The organism is Brevundimonas sp. TWP2-1, assembly GCF_049897645.1.
GTDB lineage: Bacteria > Pseudomonadota > Alphaproteobacteria > Caulobacterales > Caulobacteraceae > Brevundimonas.
Map to the genome: position 1 here is coordinate 218,287 of NZ_JAFCWR010000002.1, position 16,045 is coordinate 234,331.

14 protein-coding genes are annotated in these 16,045 nt (G+C 68.3%); 5 read left to right on the forward strand and 9 right to left on the reverse strand.

The window, feature by feature from the left end:
- Positions 1-30: 30 nt before the first annotated feature.
- The gene (locus ACP7BH_RS11315; RefSeq protein ID WP_425985225.1) at positions 31-1,893 is read right to left on the reverse strand and encodes a monovalent cation:proton antiporter-2 (CPA2) family protein; all 1,863 of its coding nucleotides are present in this window, start codon (positions 1,891-1,893) and stop codon (positions 31-33) included.
- Between the two features lie 165 nt (positions 1,894-2,058).
- Between ACP7BH_RS11315 and ACP7BH_RS11320 the strand changes: the two genes are divergently transcribed.
- The 4 genes from ACP7BH_RS11320 to ACP7BH_RS11335 all read left to right on the forward strand — a co-directional run bounded on the left by ACP7BH_RS11320 (position 2,059) and on the right by ACP7BH_RS11335 (position 7,447).
- Complete coding sequence (locus tag ACP7BH_RS11320; RefSeq protein WP_425985227.1) at positions 2,059-3,858, forward strand: vWA domain-containing protein; 1,800 nt, start codon at positions 2,059-2,061, stop codon at positions 3,856-3,858.
- A gap of 60 nt (positions 3,859-3,918) precedes the next feature.
- A complete protein-coding gene (locus tag ACP7BH_RS11325) occupies positions 3,919-4,326 on the forward strand; it encodes a CBS domain-containing protein (RefSeq protein WP_409713765.1) in 408 nt (135 codons plus the stop codon).
- Positions 4,327-4,402: 76 nt separating this feature from the next.
- Entirely contained in the window at positions 4,403-4,972 is a 570-nt protein-coding gene (locus ACP7BH_RS11330) for a hypothetical protein (protein ID WP_425985230.1), read from the forward strand.
- A gap of 90 nt (positions 4,973-5,062) precedes the next feature.
- The gene (locus tag ACP7BH_RS11335; RefSeq protein ID WP_425985233.1) at positions 5,063-7,447 is read left to right on the forward strand and encodes a PAS domain-containing sensor histidine kinase; all 2,385 of its coding nucleotides are present in this window, start codon (positions 5,063-5,065) and stop codon (positions 7,445-7,447) included.
- A gap of 34 nt (positions 7,448-7,481) precedes the next feature.
- Here ACP7BH_RS11335 and ACP7BH_RS11340 read toward each other — a convergent pair whose 3' ends face one another.
- The 8 genes from ACP7BH_RS11340 to ACP7BH_RS11375 all read right to left on the reverse strand — a co-directional run bounded on the left by ACP7BH_RS11340 (position 7,482) and on the right by ACP7BH_RS11375 (position 15,281).
- A complete protein-coding gene (locus ACP7BH_RS11340) occupies positions 7,482-8,951 on the reverse strand; it encodes a S41 family peptidase (protein WP_425985236.1) in 1,470 nt (489 codons plus the stop codon).
- Positions 8,952-8,991: 40 nt separating this feature from the next.
- Positions 8,992-10,152 (reverse strand): helix-turn-helix domain-containing protein, encoded by a 1,161-nt coding sequence (locus ACP7BH_RS11345; protein ID WP_425985239.1) that lies wholly within the window; start codon positions 10,150-10,152, stop codon positions 8,992-8,994.
- A gap of 70 nt (positions 10,153-10,222) precedes the next feature.
- Positions 10,223-11,404: an acetyl-CoA C-acyltransferase gene (locus ACP7BH_RS11350; protein WP_425985242.1), complete on the reverse strand. Its 1,182-nt coding sequence runs from the start codon at positions 11,402-11,404 to the stop codon at positions 10,223-10,225.
- Between the two features lie 58 nt (positions 11,405-11,462).
- On the reverse strand, positions 11,463-12,437 hold the full coding sequence (locus ACP7BH_RS11355; RefSeq protein ID WP_425985245.1) for a flavin reductase family protein: 975 nt from the start codon (positions 12,435-12,437) through the stop codon (positions 11,463-11,465).
- 80 nt (positions 12,438-12,517) lie between these two features.
- Positions 12,518-13,138, reverse strand: coding sequence for a DUF1190 domain-containing protein (locus ACP7BH_RS11360; RefSeq protein ID WP_425985248.1), 621 nt, complete (start codon positions 13,136-13,138; stop codon positions 12,518-12,520).
- A gap of 5 nt (positions 13,139-13,143) precedes the next feature.
- Entirely contained in the window at positions 13,144-13,557 is a 414-nt protein-coding gene (locus ACP7BH_RS11365; RefSeq protein ID WP_409713789.1) for a DUF350 domain-containing protein, read from the reverse strand.
- A gap of 25 nt (positions 13,558-13,582) precedes the next feature.
- Complete coding sequence (locus tag ACP7BH_RS11370) at positions 13,583-14,230, reverse strand: DUF2491 family protein (protein WP_425985251.1); 648 nt, start codon at positions 14,228-14,230, stop codon at positions 13,583-13,585.
- 7 nt (positions 14,231-14,237) lie between these two features.
- Positions 14,238-15,281 carry a potassium channel family protein gene (locus tag ACP7BH_RS11375; RefSeq protein ID WP_425985254.1) on the reverse strand — a complete coding sequence of 348 codons (1,044 nt, stop codon included), beginning with the start codon at positions 15,279-15,281 and terminating at the stop codon, positions 14,238-14,240.
- A 76-nt stretch (positions 15,282-15,357) separates the two neighbouring features.
- On the opposite strand from ACP7BH_RS11375, the gene ACP7BH_RS11380 reads away from it, so the two are divergent.
- Positions 15,358-16,038, forward strand: coding sequence for a YjfI family protein (locus tag ACP7BH_RS11380; protein WP_425985257.1), 681 nt, complete (start codon positions 15,358-15,360; stop codon positions 16,036-16,038).
- Positions 16,039-16,045 lie beyond the last annotated feature (7 nt).

Here is a 16,045-nt window from a genome sequence, read left to right on the forward strand (position 1 = left end):
AGCCCATCGTCACGCAAGCCTCCACCCACGTCAGACGTCGGCGGGCTCGCGCCGCGTCTCCGGCGCGGCCGGGCCCGCCTCGTCCTCGTTCAGCAGGCGGCCTTCGCGGCGCGGTTTGATGTAGGGGGCGGGCTGGGGCGTCGGCATGTTGCCACGCATCAGCTGGCGGCCGGCCTTGAGCCCGCCGGTCAGTTGCAGGTCCAGACGGGCCTCGTCGCGACGACGCACGTCGCCGATGGCCTCGGCCGCCTGGCCTTCGTCCATACCCAGTTCGATCAGAGCCCGCTCGCCGAACTTCAGCGCCGATTCGAAGGTCTCGCGGATCTGGTAATCGACCCCGGCCTGGATCAGGCGCATCGAATGCCCCCGGTCGAAGGCGCGGACCATGATCTTGGTGGTCGGGAACTCGGACTTGACCAGTTCGACGATGCGGTCGGCGGCCTCGGGTTTGTCCACGCAGACCAGGACGATCTCGGCCTCCTCCGCACCGGACGCCCGCAGCGTGTGCAGCTGTGTGCCGTCGCCGTAATAGACCTTGAACCCGAACTGCGAGGCGGCCTGGATCATCTCCACGTCGTTCTCGATGATCGACACGTCCACGTCGCGCGCCAACAGCGGCTGTGACACGACCTGGGCGAAACGACCGAAGCCGATGATCAGCACCTGGCCGCGCAGGTCCTTGGCGAAATCGACGCCGTCGGCGTCCTCGGCCGACACGGTCGGCTTGGGCAGGAAGCGCTGGGTCAGCAGACTGGTCAGGGGCGTCAGGGCCATGGACAGGATGACGATGGCCGACAGCATGGCGCCAACCTGGGCGTCGAACAGGCCGGCCGTCACCGCCGCGCCATAGAGGACGAAGGCGAACTCGCCGCCCTGGGCGAACAGGGCCGCCCGCTCGACCGCCTCGTGGTGGGAGGCCTTGAACAGGCGGGCGATCCCATAGATGCCCAGCGCCTTGACCACCATGAAGGCGACCACGCCGCCGACCACGATGCGCCAGTCGGTGATGACCACCGACAGGTCCAGCGACATGCCGACGCTGAGGAAGAACAGGCCCAGCAGGATGGCGCGGAACGGCTCCACGTCCGATTCCAGCTGGTGGCGGAAGGTCGATTCCGACAGCAGCACGCCGGCCAGGAAGGCGCCCATGGCCATCGACAGACCGCCCAGCGACATGGCCCAGGCGGCGCTGACCACGACCAGCAGGGCGGCGGCCGTCATCACCTCGCGCCCGCCGTAACGGGCCAAGAGGCGGAAGATGGGATCGACCAGATATTTGCCGGCCAGCAGCACGCCGCCGACCGCTGCGACCGCGAAGCCGATGGTCTGCCACAGGGGCGGGGCCTGCTCGTTCGCCACGCCCAGCACCGTGGCCAGGACGGCGACGATGGCCAGCAGCGGCACGATGGCCAGGTCTTCCAGCAGCAGGATGGACACCGCGCGCTGGCCCGGTCCGCCGGCGATCTCGCCGCGCTCTTCCAGCATCTGCATGATGACGGCGGTGGACGACAGGACGAAGCCCATGGCTCCGACGAAGGCGACGGGGGCGGAGAAGCCCGCCAGCATGGCGGTGAGGGTCAGGATCAGGCCGCAGAACAGCACCTGGGCCGCGCCCAGGCCGAAGATTTCCTTGCGTAAGCCCCACAGGCGTTTGGGCCGCATCTCCAGCCCGATGATGAATAGGAAGATGACCACGCCGAACTCGGCGACGTGCAGGATGGTCTCGGGTTCGCGGAACAGTTTCAGGCCGAAGGGACCGATGGCCAGGCCCGCCGCCAGATAGCCCAGCACCGACCCCAGGCCGATGCGCTTGAACACCGGCACGGCGAGCACGCCCGCCGCCAGCAGGGCGGCCGCAGCGCCCAGATCCAGTCCCGTTGTCGCCTCGGCCATCGCGCCCCTCGTATGCTCAAGCTCCATTGTGGGGATCGAATCGCCGGATTGCGAGATGGCGCCGAAGACACGGTCGCAGATCGCCGTGCGACGAGCGGCGTCCGCGCCACAGTTTCGCCCCAGGACGATCCGCGACTGGCGTCAAGAAAACAACCGGAGGAAGCCATGTCACGTCTCGCCCGGATCGCCGCCCTGTCGGTGTTGAGCCTGTCGATCGCCACGCCGCCGATGGCCCTGCCGTCCGTCGCCTTGGCCAAGCCGCTGGATGGCGAGCCGACGCCGGCGGCCTGTGGCCCTCTGGGCTTCGACCTGGCGCCGCCCGCGCCAGTCCCGCCGGTCGTTCGCAGGGTGGCGCCGGCGGGGCCTCCCGTCATGGTCGCGCCCACTCGCAAGGAGGATCGCGTCGCATACGCCCCCCCTCCGCCACCACCGCCGCCGCCGCCGCCTCCTCCACCTCCCGCCGCGATGGCGGGGAGCGTGGTCGTCACGGGCTCTCGGGTTTCAGTCATCACGCCAGCCCCCGCGCCCGCCGATACCGAACGCTATCCCGATGCGACGCCCAATCCGGTGAAGCGGACCAGCGATCAGCCGGTCTCGACCTTCTCCATCGACGTGGACACGGCCGCCTATTCGAACGTCCGCCGCTTCATCGACGAGGGGCGCACGCCGCCCAGGGACGCGGTGCGGGTGGAGGAACTGATCAACGCCTTCGACTACGACTACGCCCGGCCGACCGCGCAGAGCCGGCCGTTCGCCATCACCACGGCGGTCGCCGCCTCACCTTGGGCTGAGGGCCGGCAGATCGTGCATATCGGCCTGCAAGGCTATGAGCTGCCGGCCGGGGAGCAGCGGCCGCTGAACCTGACCTTCCTGGTCGATGTTTCGGGATCGATGGGGTCGGCCGACAAGCTGGACCTGGCTAAGAAGGCGATGAACCTGGCCATCGACCGGCTGCGGCCGCAGGACACCTTAGCCGTGACCTATTACGCGGAAGGCGCGGGCACGACTTTGCAGCCGACGCCGGGCGACCAGAAGCTGAAGATGCGCTGTGCGGTGGCCAGTCTGCGCGCCTCGGGCGGCACGGCCGGGGCCACCGGCATGACCAACGCCTATGACCAGGCCCAGGCCAGCTTCGCGCGCGACAAGGTCAACCGCATCCTGATGTTCACCGACGGCGACTTCAACGTCGGCGTCACCGACGACAAGCGGCTGGAGGACTATGTCGCCGACAAGCGCGGGACCGGCGTCTATCTGTCGGTATACGGCTTCGGGCGCGGCAACTATCAGGACGCGCGGATGCAGACCATCGCCCAGGCCGGCAATGGGGTGGCGGCCTATGTCGGGGATTTGCGCGATGCGCGCCGGCTGTTCGGCCCGGCCTTCGACAAGGGCGCCTTCCCCATCGCCGACGACGTCAAGATCCAGGTCGAGTTCAACCCCGCGCGCGTCGCCGAATGGCGTCTGATCGGATACGAAAACCGGCTGCTGAACGAGGAAGATTTCAACAACGACCGCATCGACGCGGGCGAGGTCGGATCGGGCGCCAGCGTCACGGCCCTGTATGAGATCACCCCCGTCGGCGGCCCGACCCAGGTTCCTGAGCGGCGTTATCCAGACAACCGGATCGGCGTGGGCGGCGGCGATCCGAACGGCGAGATCGGCTTCATCCAGGTGCGCTACAAACAGCCGGGCCAGAGCCAGTCGGAGCTGATCCAGCAGCCGCTGACCAATCACGCCTCAGGCCCTGTCGGCGCCCAGCCGCCGGAAGCGACGCGATGGGCCATCGCCGTCGCCGGTTTCGGACAGAAGCTGCGGGGCGATCCGTGGATGGCGGCCGACTATGGCTGGGATCGGATCGTCGATCAGGCGCAGGGGGCCAGGGGCGAGGATCCGTACGGCGACAGGGCCGAGTTCGTACAGATGGTCCGTGCGGCCGAGAGCCTGCCTTCGCTACGAACGCCCTGATCGGAACCGCTACGCTCGCGGCGGGTTTCCAGCGCAACGCTTCAACCAAGGAAACCCGCCATGAAGATCCGCGACGTGATGACCAAGGACGTGCATCTGGCCCGCCCCGCCGACACCATCCAAGATGTCGCCAGCCGCATGGCCAAGGGCGGCTTCGGCTTCGTGCCCGTCGCGGACGGCGACCAGCTGATCGGCACGATCACCGACCGCGACATCGTGGTGCGCGCTCTGGCGACCGGCGCGGCCTCCAGCGCGGCGGTGGTGGAGTTCATCACCCGCGATCCGCAGACGGTGCTCGACACCGACGACCTGAAGGTCGTGCTGGACCTTATGGGCGCCAAACAGATCCGCCGCGCGCCGGTGGTCGATAAGCATGGCCGCGTCGTCGGCGTGGTCTCGCTGGGCGACCTGTCCACGCGCGTGAAGGAGAAATACGCCGGCGAGGCGCTGGAAAGCATCTCGCGTTAAGACCTGCGTAACCGCGCCCCGACACCGGGCGTCAAGGATCGTCGTTCATCCTGTCCGTTGAAGTTCGGAGAGGTCTATGGCGCGCGCGCAGTTCCAGAAGGGTCAGAAGGTCTGGGTCGAATGCGTCGGCGCCTGGGCCTTCATCGAACAGGTCCAGCCCGTCTGGGCCAAGGGCTTCGACGAACCCGTGCGGGTCACCTATGACGTCGGGCTGGGGCGCGAGTTCACCGCCAGCGAGCTGATGCTGGCGATGGACGATCCGTCGGCGAAAGAGGGCGTGGGCGAATGGCGGCTGCTGCGGGCGCGCAACAAATGGCAGTTGCCCGAGGACTGCCTGCACCATCCCCACCCCGGCACCTATCCCGTCGTTGTAACCGACCGCGCGGACTGGGGCGGCTGGCGCGTGCCGGGCGCGGAATACGACCGCGACCCGCAGCAGATCGAGCTTCAGGCCCGGCTGATCGCCGCCGCGCCGCAGCTGATGCAGATCGCCCAGGGTTTGGTGGACATGGTGTCGGAGGCGCCCGACGACGCCCCGCCCGCTGTGCTGACCCTGGCCAGCCAGGCGCGCGATACGCTGCAAGGCGTGACGCGGGTTCTGGAGCCTGCGCCGGACCGCCTGTCAGCGCCGGTCACACCGGCTTAAAATACCGTTAAAAGCGCGCGCCAAGCCTCGACAGGAATCCGCGACGCAGCCTAGATTCCCCTCACAGCAGATTTGCCGGAGGGACGGGGCTTGCGCGACGAGGAGCGGCGGGAAAATCGGTCGGGGCGTCGCGCCTCCGACCGCGCCCCCGGCGCGCCCGCCTGGTTGCGCATTTCCGTGCTGGTCCTGGCCCTGATCGCCACCGGCTATGTGCTTCTGGCGTCACGCGAAATCACCAGACCGACGCGGGACGTCAGCCGGCTGGAAGCCGAGAACCTGACACTGAACACGCAGCTGGTCGCCAGCCAGACCGCCGTCCTGATCCAGTCCGCCGACGCCGGCCTCGCCGCCGGCCAGACGGTCATTCGCGCCGGTCGCCCGCCCATCGAAGTGGTCGAGGCCGCGCGACGGGTTGCGCCTCAGGTCGGGTTTTCGCTGATCGGTCCCGGCGAAACGGTTCAGGCGACCCAGGGAGAGGGCGCCGTCGTCGCGTCGTCGGCCAGCGTCGACAGGGTCCGGCTGGAGGCGCGGATCGACCCGGTCCTGCCCGCGTCCAGCGACGCGCGGATCGTCTCGGCGGCCGGGGTTGTGCTGGCCTCACGGCGCGCCGCCGAAGTCGGTCAGCCGATCCGGGCCTTGATCGGGGCCGACGCCGCTGCCCTGGCCGGCGATGGGGCGCCGCGCACCGTGACGGTCGGCGGCGAGACACGGATGGCGACCGCCGCCCGCACGACCGCAGACGGTCCCTATGTGGTCACCCTGTCCCAGGGCGACGCGACCTCCTTCTTCGACGATGCCTGGCTGGTGGGCGTGCCGCTGCTGCTGGGTCTGGTGGTCGTCGCCCTGTTCGTCCTCTACGGCTTTCGCCAGACCCGTCAGCACCGCGAGCGCATCGCCACCGAGAAGCGGTTCCGCATCGCGGTCGAGGCCGCGCGTTGCGGCGTATGGGAGTGGGACCTGAAGAAGGACGAGGTGTCCCTGTCCGACTATATGGCCGCGCTGCTGGGCTTCGAGCGCGGCGGGGTGACCTCGGCCGACGACGTGATCGCCCGCGTCCATCCGCGCTTCCAGGAAGACTTCCGCCACGCCCTGCGCCAGGCCGCCGCCTATGGCGCCTTCGAGATCACCTTTCCCGTGCCGGGCGCCGACGGGCGGGCGCGCTGGATCGATGCACGCGGGCAGGCGCGCGGCCCGCGAGGCGATGCGGGCTTCACAGCCATCTTGGGGGTCGCCCTGGACATCACCGAGGCCCGCCGCGCCAAGGCCGCCGCCCAGGCCGCCGAGAGCCGGCTGCGCGACGGGGTCGAAAGCATCTCCGACGCCTTCGTCCTGTTCGACCGCCAGGGCCGGCTGATCCTGTGGAATCAGGCGTTCGAGGACGCCTTCGGCTTCGAGCACGGGATCGTGCGGCGCGGGGCCTTGAAGGACGAGCTGAACCGCATCGCCGCCCTGGCCATCAAGGCCGAGCATAAACCCGCAGGGGGTCGCGCCGGTCTGCGCGAGGTCGAACTGCACGACGGGCGCTGGCTGCAGCTGTCCGAACGGTTCACCTCGGAAGGCGGCTCGGTCGTCACCGCCGCCGACATCACCGCCATCAAACGCCAAGAGGCCGAGCGCCGCCGCGCCGCCGACGACCTGCGCGTCACCGTCGATCAGTTGGAAGCCAGTCGTGAGACGCTGGCGCTGCTGGCCCGCAAATACGAGGTCGCCATGACCCGCGCCGAGGCCGCCAACCAGGCCAAGTCCGAATTCCTGGCGAACATGAGCCACGAGCTGCGCACGCCCCTGAACGCCATCAACGGCTTCTCGGAGATCATGGCCAGCGAGCTGTTCGGGCCGCTGAACGAGAAATACAAAGGCTATGCGGGCGACATCCTGAAGTCAGGCCAACACCTGCTCAGCCTGATCAACGACGTGCTGGACATGGCCAAGATCGAGGCCGGCAAGATGACCCTGCACTATGAGCCGGTGTCGCTGCGCGAGGTGTGCGAGGACGCGGTGCGCCTGATGCGCGGCAAGGTGCAGGAGGCGGGGCTGAAGATCTCGGTCGAGGGCGGCGACCTGCCCGACATCGAGGCCGATCATCGCGGGGTCAAACAGGTGCTGCTGAACCTGATCTCCAACGCCGTGAAGTTCACGCCCGACGGCGGGTCCATCACCCTGTCGCTGAACCGGTTCGCAGGCCCGGCGGGCGAGGACCGTATCCGCGTCGCCTGCGCCGACACCGGTATCGGCATCGCCCCCGACGACCTGGTGCGCCTGGCCCGCCCGTTCGAACAGGTCGAGGGCCAGCACTCCAAGACCACGCAAGGGACAGGCCTGGGTCTGGCCCTGACCAAGGCCCTGATCGAGATGCACGGCGGCCAGCTGACGATGGAAAGCGAACCGGGCGTCGGCACGGTGGTCAGCTTCGACCTGCCGGTGAAGCGGCCGGACCAGACGGTGCAGCCGATCCGGGCGGCGTTCGCGGCTTAGGGCGTTCGCCTGACCCGAACGCAGCCGTTTCGCATCATTCGCTCGTGATGAACGCCATTGCCGCCCCCATCTGCGGATCCCGACCCGAGGCGATGTCTTCGGCCGTCGTCTGAACCAAGACGTCGGGCTGGATCGCGGCGTCCGGCTGGGGCGTATCGGGGAAGCTGGCGATCAGCGGCAGGTCTATCTCGATGCCCGACGCCGGAAGCTTGAGGAAGAAGAAGGCGCCGCCGTTGATGCCGCGCCGATTGCCGCCGGTCGGCTGGCCGATCAGGGTGGCGGCGCCGCTCTGTTGCACAGCCTGGGCGAAGGCGAAGGTGGCGGAGCTGTTGGAGGCGTCGCAGAGGACCGCGACCGGTCCCGTGAAGCGCGTTCCGGCCGGTCGGATGACCGTGCCCTCCGCATCGTCGTCGTAGCGGGTCAGTCGATAGAAGCCGGGGCGTTCGGTGGAGGGTTGGGCCTGGTCGCCCCAGTCCAGGAAGCTGCGGTCCCAGGTGTGAAGATAGGGCCGGACCGACGCAGGGGCGCTGCGGTAGCGGGTCCAGCGCTGGTTGCGCGACACAGGCAGATCGCGGTCGATCAAACGGCTGAGGATGAGGGCGCCGCAGTCGAGGCCGCCCTCATTGCCGCGCAGATCGATGATCAGGCCTCGCGCCCGCTCTGAGCTCAAGGCGTCCACGGTCTCGCCCAGCCAGGCCTCCCAGGCGAAGGTCGAGTTGAACAGGGCCCAGCTCGGCATCGTCAGGCGGCGGAAGCCGTCGGGCAGGCTTTCCAGCGTCCAGGGATTGGCGTCGCCGGTCGGGCTGGCCGACGGCGCCAGGCGGGACTGCCGCTCCGCAAGGGTGAGCAGCGGCGCACGCACGATTCGTCCGTCCGCGAGGGTGAAGGCGGCCTCGTCCTTCAGCGGCAGGATGAGCGGCAGGTGGATGTCGAAGGTCTCGAAGCGGTCTTCGCCGCGAACCTCCATCAGATTGATCCGCTTGGCGTCGTTGCCGCCGTCGGCGCGAGCGAGCGGGACCAGTCGGGCCAGAAGCGTTTCGGTGGCGACGCCGTCGATGGCGCTGACGACAGTGCCACGCGGCAACGCGCTCGAAGTCGTGTGATCCTCGGTGATCACGATGCGGTCGTCGATCCAGCGAAAGCGGAAGGGCACGAGGGATCGGTCCGGATACATGGCCGCGACCATGGCGTCGTCGCCGTTATAAGGGCTGGGATAGGTGTGGCCGCAGCGGATCGAGGCGGTGACCCGCGTCAGCGCCAGGAACCGCTCACGAAAAGACCCAGGCGCCCGCCAGGTCTCGCCAAGCGCGTCGAGGCGCGTCGTGATCTCGGCCGGCGTGCTGTAGCGGTAGAGGCCCGGATGCATGGTCTCCCAGACCGCGCGCAGGATGGCGACATCGCCGCTCCAGTCGTCGGACCGGGACTGCGCCCAGGCCGGACAGGCCGAGGCGAGGGATAGGCCGGCGGACATCTGGAGCAGGCGGCGGCGGTTCAGCGACGGCATGGGATATCCTTGATCTCGATCGTGTCGAGGATGTGCGGCCTCACGCCTTTGCGCGCCTCAGATCATCGTCACACGACACAAAAACAGGATCTGAGACCTGTTGGCGGTACCGGGAGGGTGGCAGGCCATAGCGGGCCTGGAAGGCGCGGTTGAAACTGGCCTTGGAGGCGAAGCCCATCTCGAAGGCCAGGTCGAGCAGATCGGCGTCCGTGCGGGCCGCGAGCGCCTCAGCCACGCCCTCGGCCCTGAGACCATTGACGAAGACAGAGAAGTTGACGCCGAGCCCGAGGTTGATCGCTCGGGACAGCCGCCCGCTGTTGGTGCCCAGACACCGGGCCAGACGCGGCAAGGTCAGCGCCGGCTCGCGCCACCAGCCTTCGGCACGGGTGCGGGCTGCAAAGTCGGCGGCGATGGCGCCCCAGTCCGGCGCGACGCGCACGGGCTCGTCGGTCACCGGCGCATCTTCAGGGACGAACGTCTCGGGGAGGCCGGCGTGGCGCCAGCCCGAAACCCCGAGATAAAGGCCCAGTGCGCCGAGCGCGAAATACAGGCCGGCCTGTTGGAAATAGTCGATGCCGCCGGTCAGGGCGGACCAAAGCCAGAAACCGACCTCGACGAGGAGGCCGAGGACGATGGCGGCTCGCACTCGCCCAAGCCAGCGCGCGGAGAACAGGTCGTCGTCGCTGCGGGCGTCGGCCAAGCGACGGCGATAGTCCGTGAGCACCCGGCCGATGGCCCAGGCGTAGGCGCCGAGGCTGGCCATGGCGAGCACGTCGAGGACCGGGGCCGCCACCTCGCGGTGAACGCCTGTGTACCAGGCCCATTTAATGTCCAGCGGCAGGAGGAAGCAGGCCCCGAAATAGAGGAACTGCGCGAACGGCGGGGCCATGTGCCAGGCCATCCGGCGAGGCAAGCGACCGGCCTGTAGCGCATGGGCATAGGCGTAAAGCAGGGGGCCCAGAACCAGGGGGATTGCGAAGGGCGCGAAGGTCAGGCCGCGCCAGAGATCGTAGGCGCCCGCGAATCCGATGGCATAGGGGATCAGAAGGCCTGCAATGACCAAGAGGGCGCCGGCCAAAAGGCGGTTGGCCATCCGTCGCGTTGAGGCGGTGACGAGGGCGATGGCGAGGGCGGTGATCTGAACGGCGATTAGGCCGAGAAGCGCCGTTCGCCATCCGAAATCGAGTTGGAGTTGGTCCATCACCCGACGCTAGAAGCTGGCGCCGACGAGAGGAAGCCTACCTCGCGCGACTGACCCAACTGCGAAGAGCCTACATCAACTCCACGCCCATCGCGGTCGCTTCGCCGCCGCCGATGCAGAGGGCGGCCATGCCCTTGGTCTTGCCGTGGGCTTTCAGGGCGGACAGGAGGGTGGTCAGGACGCGGGCGCCGGAGGCGCCGAGCGGGTGGCCCAGGGCGCAGGCGCCGCCGTTGACGTTGATCTTGTCGTGGGGGATGCCGAGTTCCTGCATGGCGATCATCGGCACGATGGCGAAGGCCTCGTTGACCTCCCACAGATCGACGTCGTCGGCGCTCCAGCCCGCCTTCTTCAGCGCCTTCTGCAAGGCGAAGACCGGGGCGGTGGTGAACAGGCTGGGCTCCTGGGCGTGGGCGGCCTGGCTGACGACGCGGGCGACCGGCGTCAGGCCCAGGGCCTGGGCCGTCGACTGGCGCATCATCACCAGGGCGGCGGCCCCGTCCGAGATCGAGGCGGCCGAGGCGGCGGTGATGGTGCCGTCCTTGCCGAAGGCGGGCTTCAGGTTGGGGATCTTGGAGGGGTCGGACCTGGTCGGCTGTTCGTCGCGATCGACGATGACGGGGCCCTTGCGCGTCTTGACCTCGACCGAGGCGATCTCGGCGTCGAAGGCGCCTGAGTCCTGGGCGCGCTTGGCGCGGCCGGCGCTTTCGATGGCGTAGGCGTCCTGCTGCTCGCGGGTGAACTGATAGACCTTGGCCGTGTCCTCGGCGAACTGACCCATCAGCTTGCCGGGGGTGTAGGCGTCCTCAAGCCCGTCCAGATACATGCTGTCGGAAATGACGTCGTGGCCGATGCGCGCGCCACCCCGGTGCTTGGTCATCAGATACGGAGCGTTGGTCATGGACTCCATGCCGCCCGCCACGATCACGTCGGCGGACCCGGCGGCCAGGGCGTCATGGGCCATCATGGCCGCCTGCATGCCCGAGCCGCACATCTTGTTGATGGTGGTCGCCTCGGTCGTGACGGGAAGGCCCGCCCCCATCCCCGCCTGACGCGCCGGCGCCTGGCCCAGGCCGGCGGGCAGGACGCAGCCCATGATGATCTGCTCGACCTTGTTCGGGTCCAGCCCGGCGCGCTCCAGCGCCGCCTTGACCGCGACGGCGCCCAGGTCGGTGGACTTGGCGTCCGACAGCACGCCCTGGAAACCGCCCATCGGGGTTCTGGCGTAGGAGACGATGACGACGGGATCGGACATGGAGCGGTTCCTCTTGCTTGCGGCGACAGATAGCGATCCGCCCGATCAATTCAAAGCGTCAGGAGAAGTGCAGCCGCCGATACTTGCCCCGGAAATAGAGCAGCGGATCGCGTCGCGGTTCGAACCGCGCGCGCGTGACCCGGCCGATGATGACCAAGTGATCGCCGGCCTCGACGATCTGTTCGGTGCCGCATTCGAAACTGGCCAGGGCGCCCGACAGGATGGGCGCGCCGGTGTCCCAGGTCTCCCATGCCACGTCCTGGAACCGGTCGGCCTGGGACCGGGCGAAGACGCCGGAGGTCGGCTGCTGGCCGATGTGCAGGACGTTGATGGCGAAATGCTCGGCCTGACGGAAACGCTCCACGTTGGTGGACGAGCGGGCCAGGCAGAACAGGATCAGCGGCGGGTCCAGCGACACCGACGAAAAGGAGTTGGCGGTCAGGCCCACGGGCTGTCCGGCCTCGTCCAGGGTCGTCACCACCGTCACCCCGGTGGCGAAACAGCCCAGAGCGTCGCGCAGGGTGCGCGGGTCGGACCCGGCCTGATAGTGCAGGGCCTCGCGCGGGGCCTGGCGTTCGAGGAAGCCCAGCAGGGCGGCGTTCTCGGCCTCGACATCGGCGAACGTGTCGGCGCGCGAGATGATCTGCGTCGGCACGCCGGCCAGCAGGACCTCCACGTCGGGCGACAGCGCCCCCTGCCCTTCTGCGGCGACGATCACCACGCAACTGGCCAGGGCCGGGCCGGTGACGGCCAGGGCGGGGGCCACGACCGGCAAGGTCTCGTCCGCACAGACGATGGCCGGGCGCGACGGGATTTCGGTCAGCAGACGTCTGAGCGCCGCCGGGCCGTCCTCGGTCTTATCGAAATCGGCGGCCAGGACGACATGACGTCCCGCGTCGACCAGCGCCCGCACAGACCGCCGCCAGTCGCCTGACAGACGCTCGGGCGCGCCGATCAACAGGACGATGGGATCCTCCGGGTCGCCCCAGCTTTCGACGTCCAGGCCTCCGATCCGGGGCGGCGATGCGGTCATGGGGCGGGGCGGTCCGGTCAGTCGTGAAGCGAAGGGCGATCCCTAATAGGGGAAGTCCGGCGGCGGACGCCAGAGACGTCTCAGCCGCCGTAGCTCCTGCCGCCGCCGCCGAAGCCGCCGCGCGAGACGACGGTGGTGCGGCTTTGCACGCGGCTGGGCGCCTGACGCGCCACGTCGCCGTGCTCGCGCCCGTTCGTCAGGGTCTTGCCGGTGCGGTAGTCGCGGTAGGTGTAGCCGCCGCCGTAGCCGTTCGACAGCCGGCCTTCCCGGTCGCGATACAGCGGTCCGCCGCCGCGATAGCCGCCGCCGTTCAGCATTTGCCCGATGATGAATCCGGTCAGCAGGGGGGTAAAGAAGGAGCCGTTGCCGCCCTGATTGTTGGGCTGGCACTGGGATGGTCCCCACTGGCCTTCGCATTCCTCGCGCGTGGCGTATCGGGGCGCGGTCTTGGCGGCCTCTTCCTGGGCCTTGGTCTGGGCGGCGTCGCACTCGTTGTCGGGGATGTCGTTGGCGGCCTTGCACTCGTCCAGCGACTGATAGGCCAGGGTCGGCTCGGGCTCGGGCGGCGGGACGCGCTGGGGCGAACCGCAGGCGGCCAGGGAGAAGCTGGCCGTCGCCATCAGGCTGCTGACGTGCAGGACGCGCGAGCGCTTCAGCCGGCGCATCGTCTCGGTCTTGGGCAGATCTTTCGGATCGGTCATGGCGGTCACGACGTCATGCAGGCGGCGTTGAGAAGGCCGACGCAGATGGAGATGGAGGCCAGATAGACGGCCGCGGCGATCTCGCCCGCCTCAATGCGGACGACCAGATTGCGGAAGGCCATGCGGCTGATGGCGACGAAGACGACGATCTGGATGATCCCGGCCAGCAGGGCCCAGGCGGCGAACTCCATCAGGCTGACGGTGTGCGACAGGGCCGAGGCCAGGGGCAGGACATAGCCGATAAGCGCGCCGCCCAGGGCGATGGCGGCGGCGGTGTTGCCTTGCCGGATCAGCGTATGCTCGTGATACGGCGTGACCCACTGGTAGACCAGCTTGAAGGCCAGGGTGAAGGCGCCCGCCATGGCGAAGGCGATCAGGAAGGCGATCGCCCCCTGCTGAAAAATGAACCAGTCGAACATCTGTCTTGCCCCTCGGATTGCGCGCTCAGGCGCGGAACTCGGCCATTTCCAGTGGAATGCCGATCATGATTTCGTGCGTCGTCTCGCCGCCCTCGGGCTGCTGCTCCAGGGCGATCATCAGTTCGCGCCCGCCGCCCAGCTCGCGGGCATACAGCATGCAGGTCTGGAAGATCTTCGCATAGGGGGTGGTCGCGGCCCGGTCGTCCCAGATCGTCTCCCAAAGAGTGACCGGCGGCTGGACGGCGTCGCTCTCGGCGAACCAGAAGCGCGGATAGTCCGGCAACTCCTCGGCCGCGCCGTGGAAGACCGGCGCCGACAGCCGGTCGCGCCAGATGCGCCGTTCCCGCTCGCCCGGCGGATAGGCCGAGGTCCAGGGAATGAACAGGCTGAAGTCGTAGCTTTCCAGCCCCGCCTCGTCGTCGCTCATGGCCTGAAGCATGACGTGGTCGTCGGTGTAGAAGCGATGGACGAACTGACCGCTGTCCAGACTGACCAGCCCCTGCGCCGAGATGTCCAGCACGTCGCGATCCAGGACGAAATGGGTCTCGTCGCCCAGCCGGCGCCAGGCCAGCGGGTCCAGCGATACGGTGCGGCCCACGGTGATGTTGCGCACCGTCGCCAGCCGATTGGCGGGGGCGGCCTTCTCCGACGATCCGAAAAGCTTCTTGAACATGGGACGATCAGTATCCGGCCAGGCTCGGCTGGCTCAGCCGGGCCGCCGAGACATAGAACAGGCGGTCGCCGTCTTCCACGCCTGTTTCGGGCGACGGATTGAAGCGCGGCGTTTCGGCGCCGTGGGGTTGATGCGCCAAGAGGGTGGCGCGGTGATGCAAAAGCCGTTGCGTCAGGTCGCCGACCGACCGGCCCGCACCCGCCCATCTCAGACTGAACAGGGTCGCGCCGTCATCTAGATGGCTGGTCAGGGCGCTGATCACCTGGCTGGAGCCCGGATCGCGCGCGGCGCGGGCCAGCATTTCCGGCGCCGACGACAGAACGATCTCGACCCGAGGACAATGTTGCGCCAGCAAACGCGCGCTGTCGGCGTCATCGAAGAAACACACGATGTGCGCGGCGTCCGGCGCCATCGCCGAGACAGCCAGGGTCGCGGTCAGGGTGTCCGCATCGCTGCTGGCGTAGATCAATATGCGGCTGGCGTTCGCCGCACCGGCTCGCGCGAGGCCTGTTGTCGAGGTCAGGCTTTCCGTCTGGACATAGCGAATGCGCGGATCGACGTCCGCCACCGCCTGCCGCGTGAGCAGCACCAGGGTCTGGGACCGATTCAGCTCCGCACACAGTTCCTCGACCATCTTGGGCGTCCGGACGGGGTGATAGCCGACCAGCAGAATCGTATCGGTCATCTTCGAATAGTCTCCCTTGCCGGATCGCCGGATGCGCCAGATGTCTCCGATCCCGGCCAGAACCTTGGCCACGACGGTGGTGAAAGCTGCGATGGCCCCTGGAAAGATCCACAAGGCCGTGACCAGCCGCCCGCCGACGCCTTGCGGACTGATGTCGCCATAACCTACGGTGTAGGCCGTCGTCGCGTACCAGTAGAAGAACGTCAGCGGATCATGCAGCTCCGCCTCTCTTGCGATGGCGAGAAACAGCCACGACGAGACCGCGTGAAAGAGGATCAGGCCGATCAACATCCGCCAGTGCATGTCGGCCATGGCGTGGAACGCCCGGTCGAAAATCACGGCCAGCTTCATTCGCGGCAGCAGCATGCGTTCCCTCTTCAGGTCAGGATGAGCCCAGAGCCCTAGGCGAAGTCAAGCGTTCATGTTACGCGTTGCATGAAACATGCCCGTGACCGCCCCGCCCTCGTCAGCCGCCAATGATCGCATCCGTGCGTGGCGACAGGCGCGTCGCGAGGCGGGGCTGGTCAAGCTGGAGCTTTGGGTGCCCGAATCCGCCCGCGACGACGTGAAGGCCGCCGTGCGCGCCATCATCACCGATTCCACACGCGGCCCACAGCTTGCGAGCCAACCGCGCCGCCCCACTTCTCATTCCATCACCCCTGGAGACGACCACCACATGGACGCCGTGATCGAGACCCCCTGGACCGTGCCCGCCATCAAGTCGGCGCTGGACGGTTCCGCCCTGCTGCGCGAGGGCGAAATGACCGTGCGCGTGGTCGAGGGCGCCGAGCCCGTGTTGCTGGCGACCATGCACGAATACGGCGACCTGCCGGTCTATCTGAGCGTCGGCGGCGCCCAGATCGTCTGTTCGGTCCTGCTGTGGCCCGTCGCCGAACAGGCCGACCGCCACGCCTTCAACGAGTTTCTGCTGAAGGCCCAACGCGTGGTGCCCCTGTCCAACTTCGCCATCACCAACGTCGGCGGCGAAGACGTGTATGAGCTGATGGGCGAACTCTCTTGCAAGACGACGCTGCAGACCATCCTCATCGAACTGCGCACCCTGGCCGAGAATGCGATCGACGCCACCGAACTTCGTGAAACCTTAGGCGCCGACGCCGCCTGATCCGGAA

Bases quoted from the DNA above. Each gene is read 5' to 3' on its own strand.
- ACP7BH_RS11330 (WP_425985230.1), top strand. From the start codon at position 4,403: ATGGCGCGCGCGCAGTTCCAGAAGGGTCAGAAGGTCTGGGTCGAATGC.
- ACP7BH_RS11360 (WP_425985248.1), bottom strand. From the start codon at position 13,138: ATGACCGATCCGAAAGATCTGCCCAAGACCGAGACGATGCGCCGGCTG.
- ACP7BH_RS11365 (WP_409713789.1), bottom strand. From the start codon at position 13,557: ATGTTCGACTGGTTCATTTTTCAGCAGGGGGCGATCGCCTTCCTGATC.
- ACP7BH_RS11320 (WP_425985227.1), top strand. From the start codon at position 2,059: ATGTCACGTCTCGCCCGGATCGCCGCCCTGTCGGTGTTGAGCCTGTCG.
- ACP7BH_RS11340 (WP_425985236.1), bottom strand. From the start codon at position 8,951: ATGCCGTCGCTGAACCGCCGCCGCCTGCTCCAGATGTCCGCCGGCCTA.
- ACP7BH_RS11380 (WP_425985257.1), top strand. From the start codon at position 15,358: ATGCCCGTGACCGCCCCGCCCTCGTCAGCCGCCAATGATCGCATCCGT.
- ACP7BH_RS11370 (WP_425985251.1), bottom strand. From the start codon at position 14,230: ATGTTCAAGAAGCTTTTCGGATCGTCGGAGAAGGCCGCCCCCGCCAAT.
- ACP7BH_RS11325 (WP_409713765.1), top strand. From the start codon at position 3,919: ATGAAGATCCGCGACGTGATGACCAAGGACGTGCATCTGGCCCGCCCC.
- ACP7BH_RS11315 (WP_425985225.1), bottom strand. From the start codon at position 1,893: ATGGCCGAGGCGACAACGGGACTGGATCTGGGCGCTGCGGCCGCCCTG.
- ACP7BH_RS11350 (WP_425985242.1), bottom strand. From the start codon at position 11,404: ATGTCCGATCCCGTCGTCATCGTCTCCTACGCCAGAACCCCGATGGGC.
- ACP7BH_RS11355 (WP_425985245.1), bottom strand. From the start codon at position 12,437: ATGACCGCATCGCCGCCCCGGATCGGAGGCCTGGACGTCGAAAGCTGG.
- ACP7BH_RS11375 (WP_425985254.1), bottom strand. From the start codon at position 15,281: ATGCTGCTGCCGCGAATGAAGCTGGCCGTGATTTTCGACCGGGCGTTC.
- ACP7BH_RS11345 (WP_425985239.1), bottom strand. From the start codon at position 10,152: ATGGACCAACTCCAACTCGATTTCGGATGGCGAACGGCGCTTCTCGGC.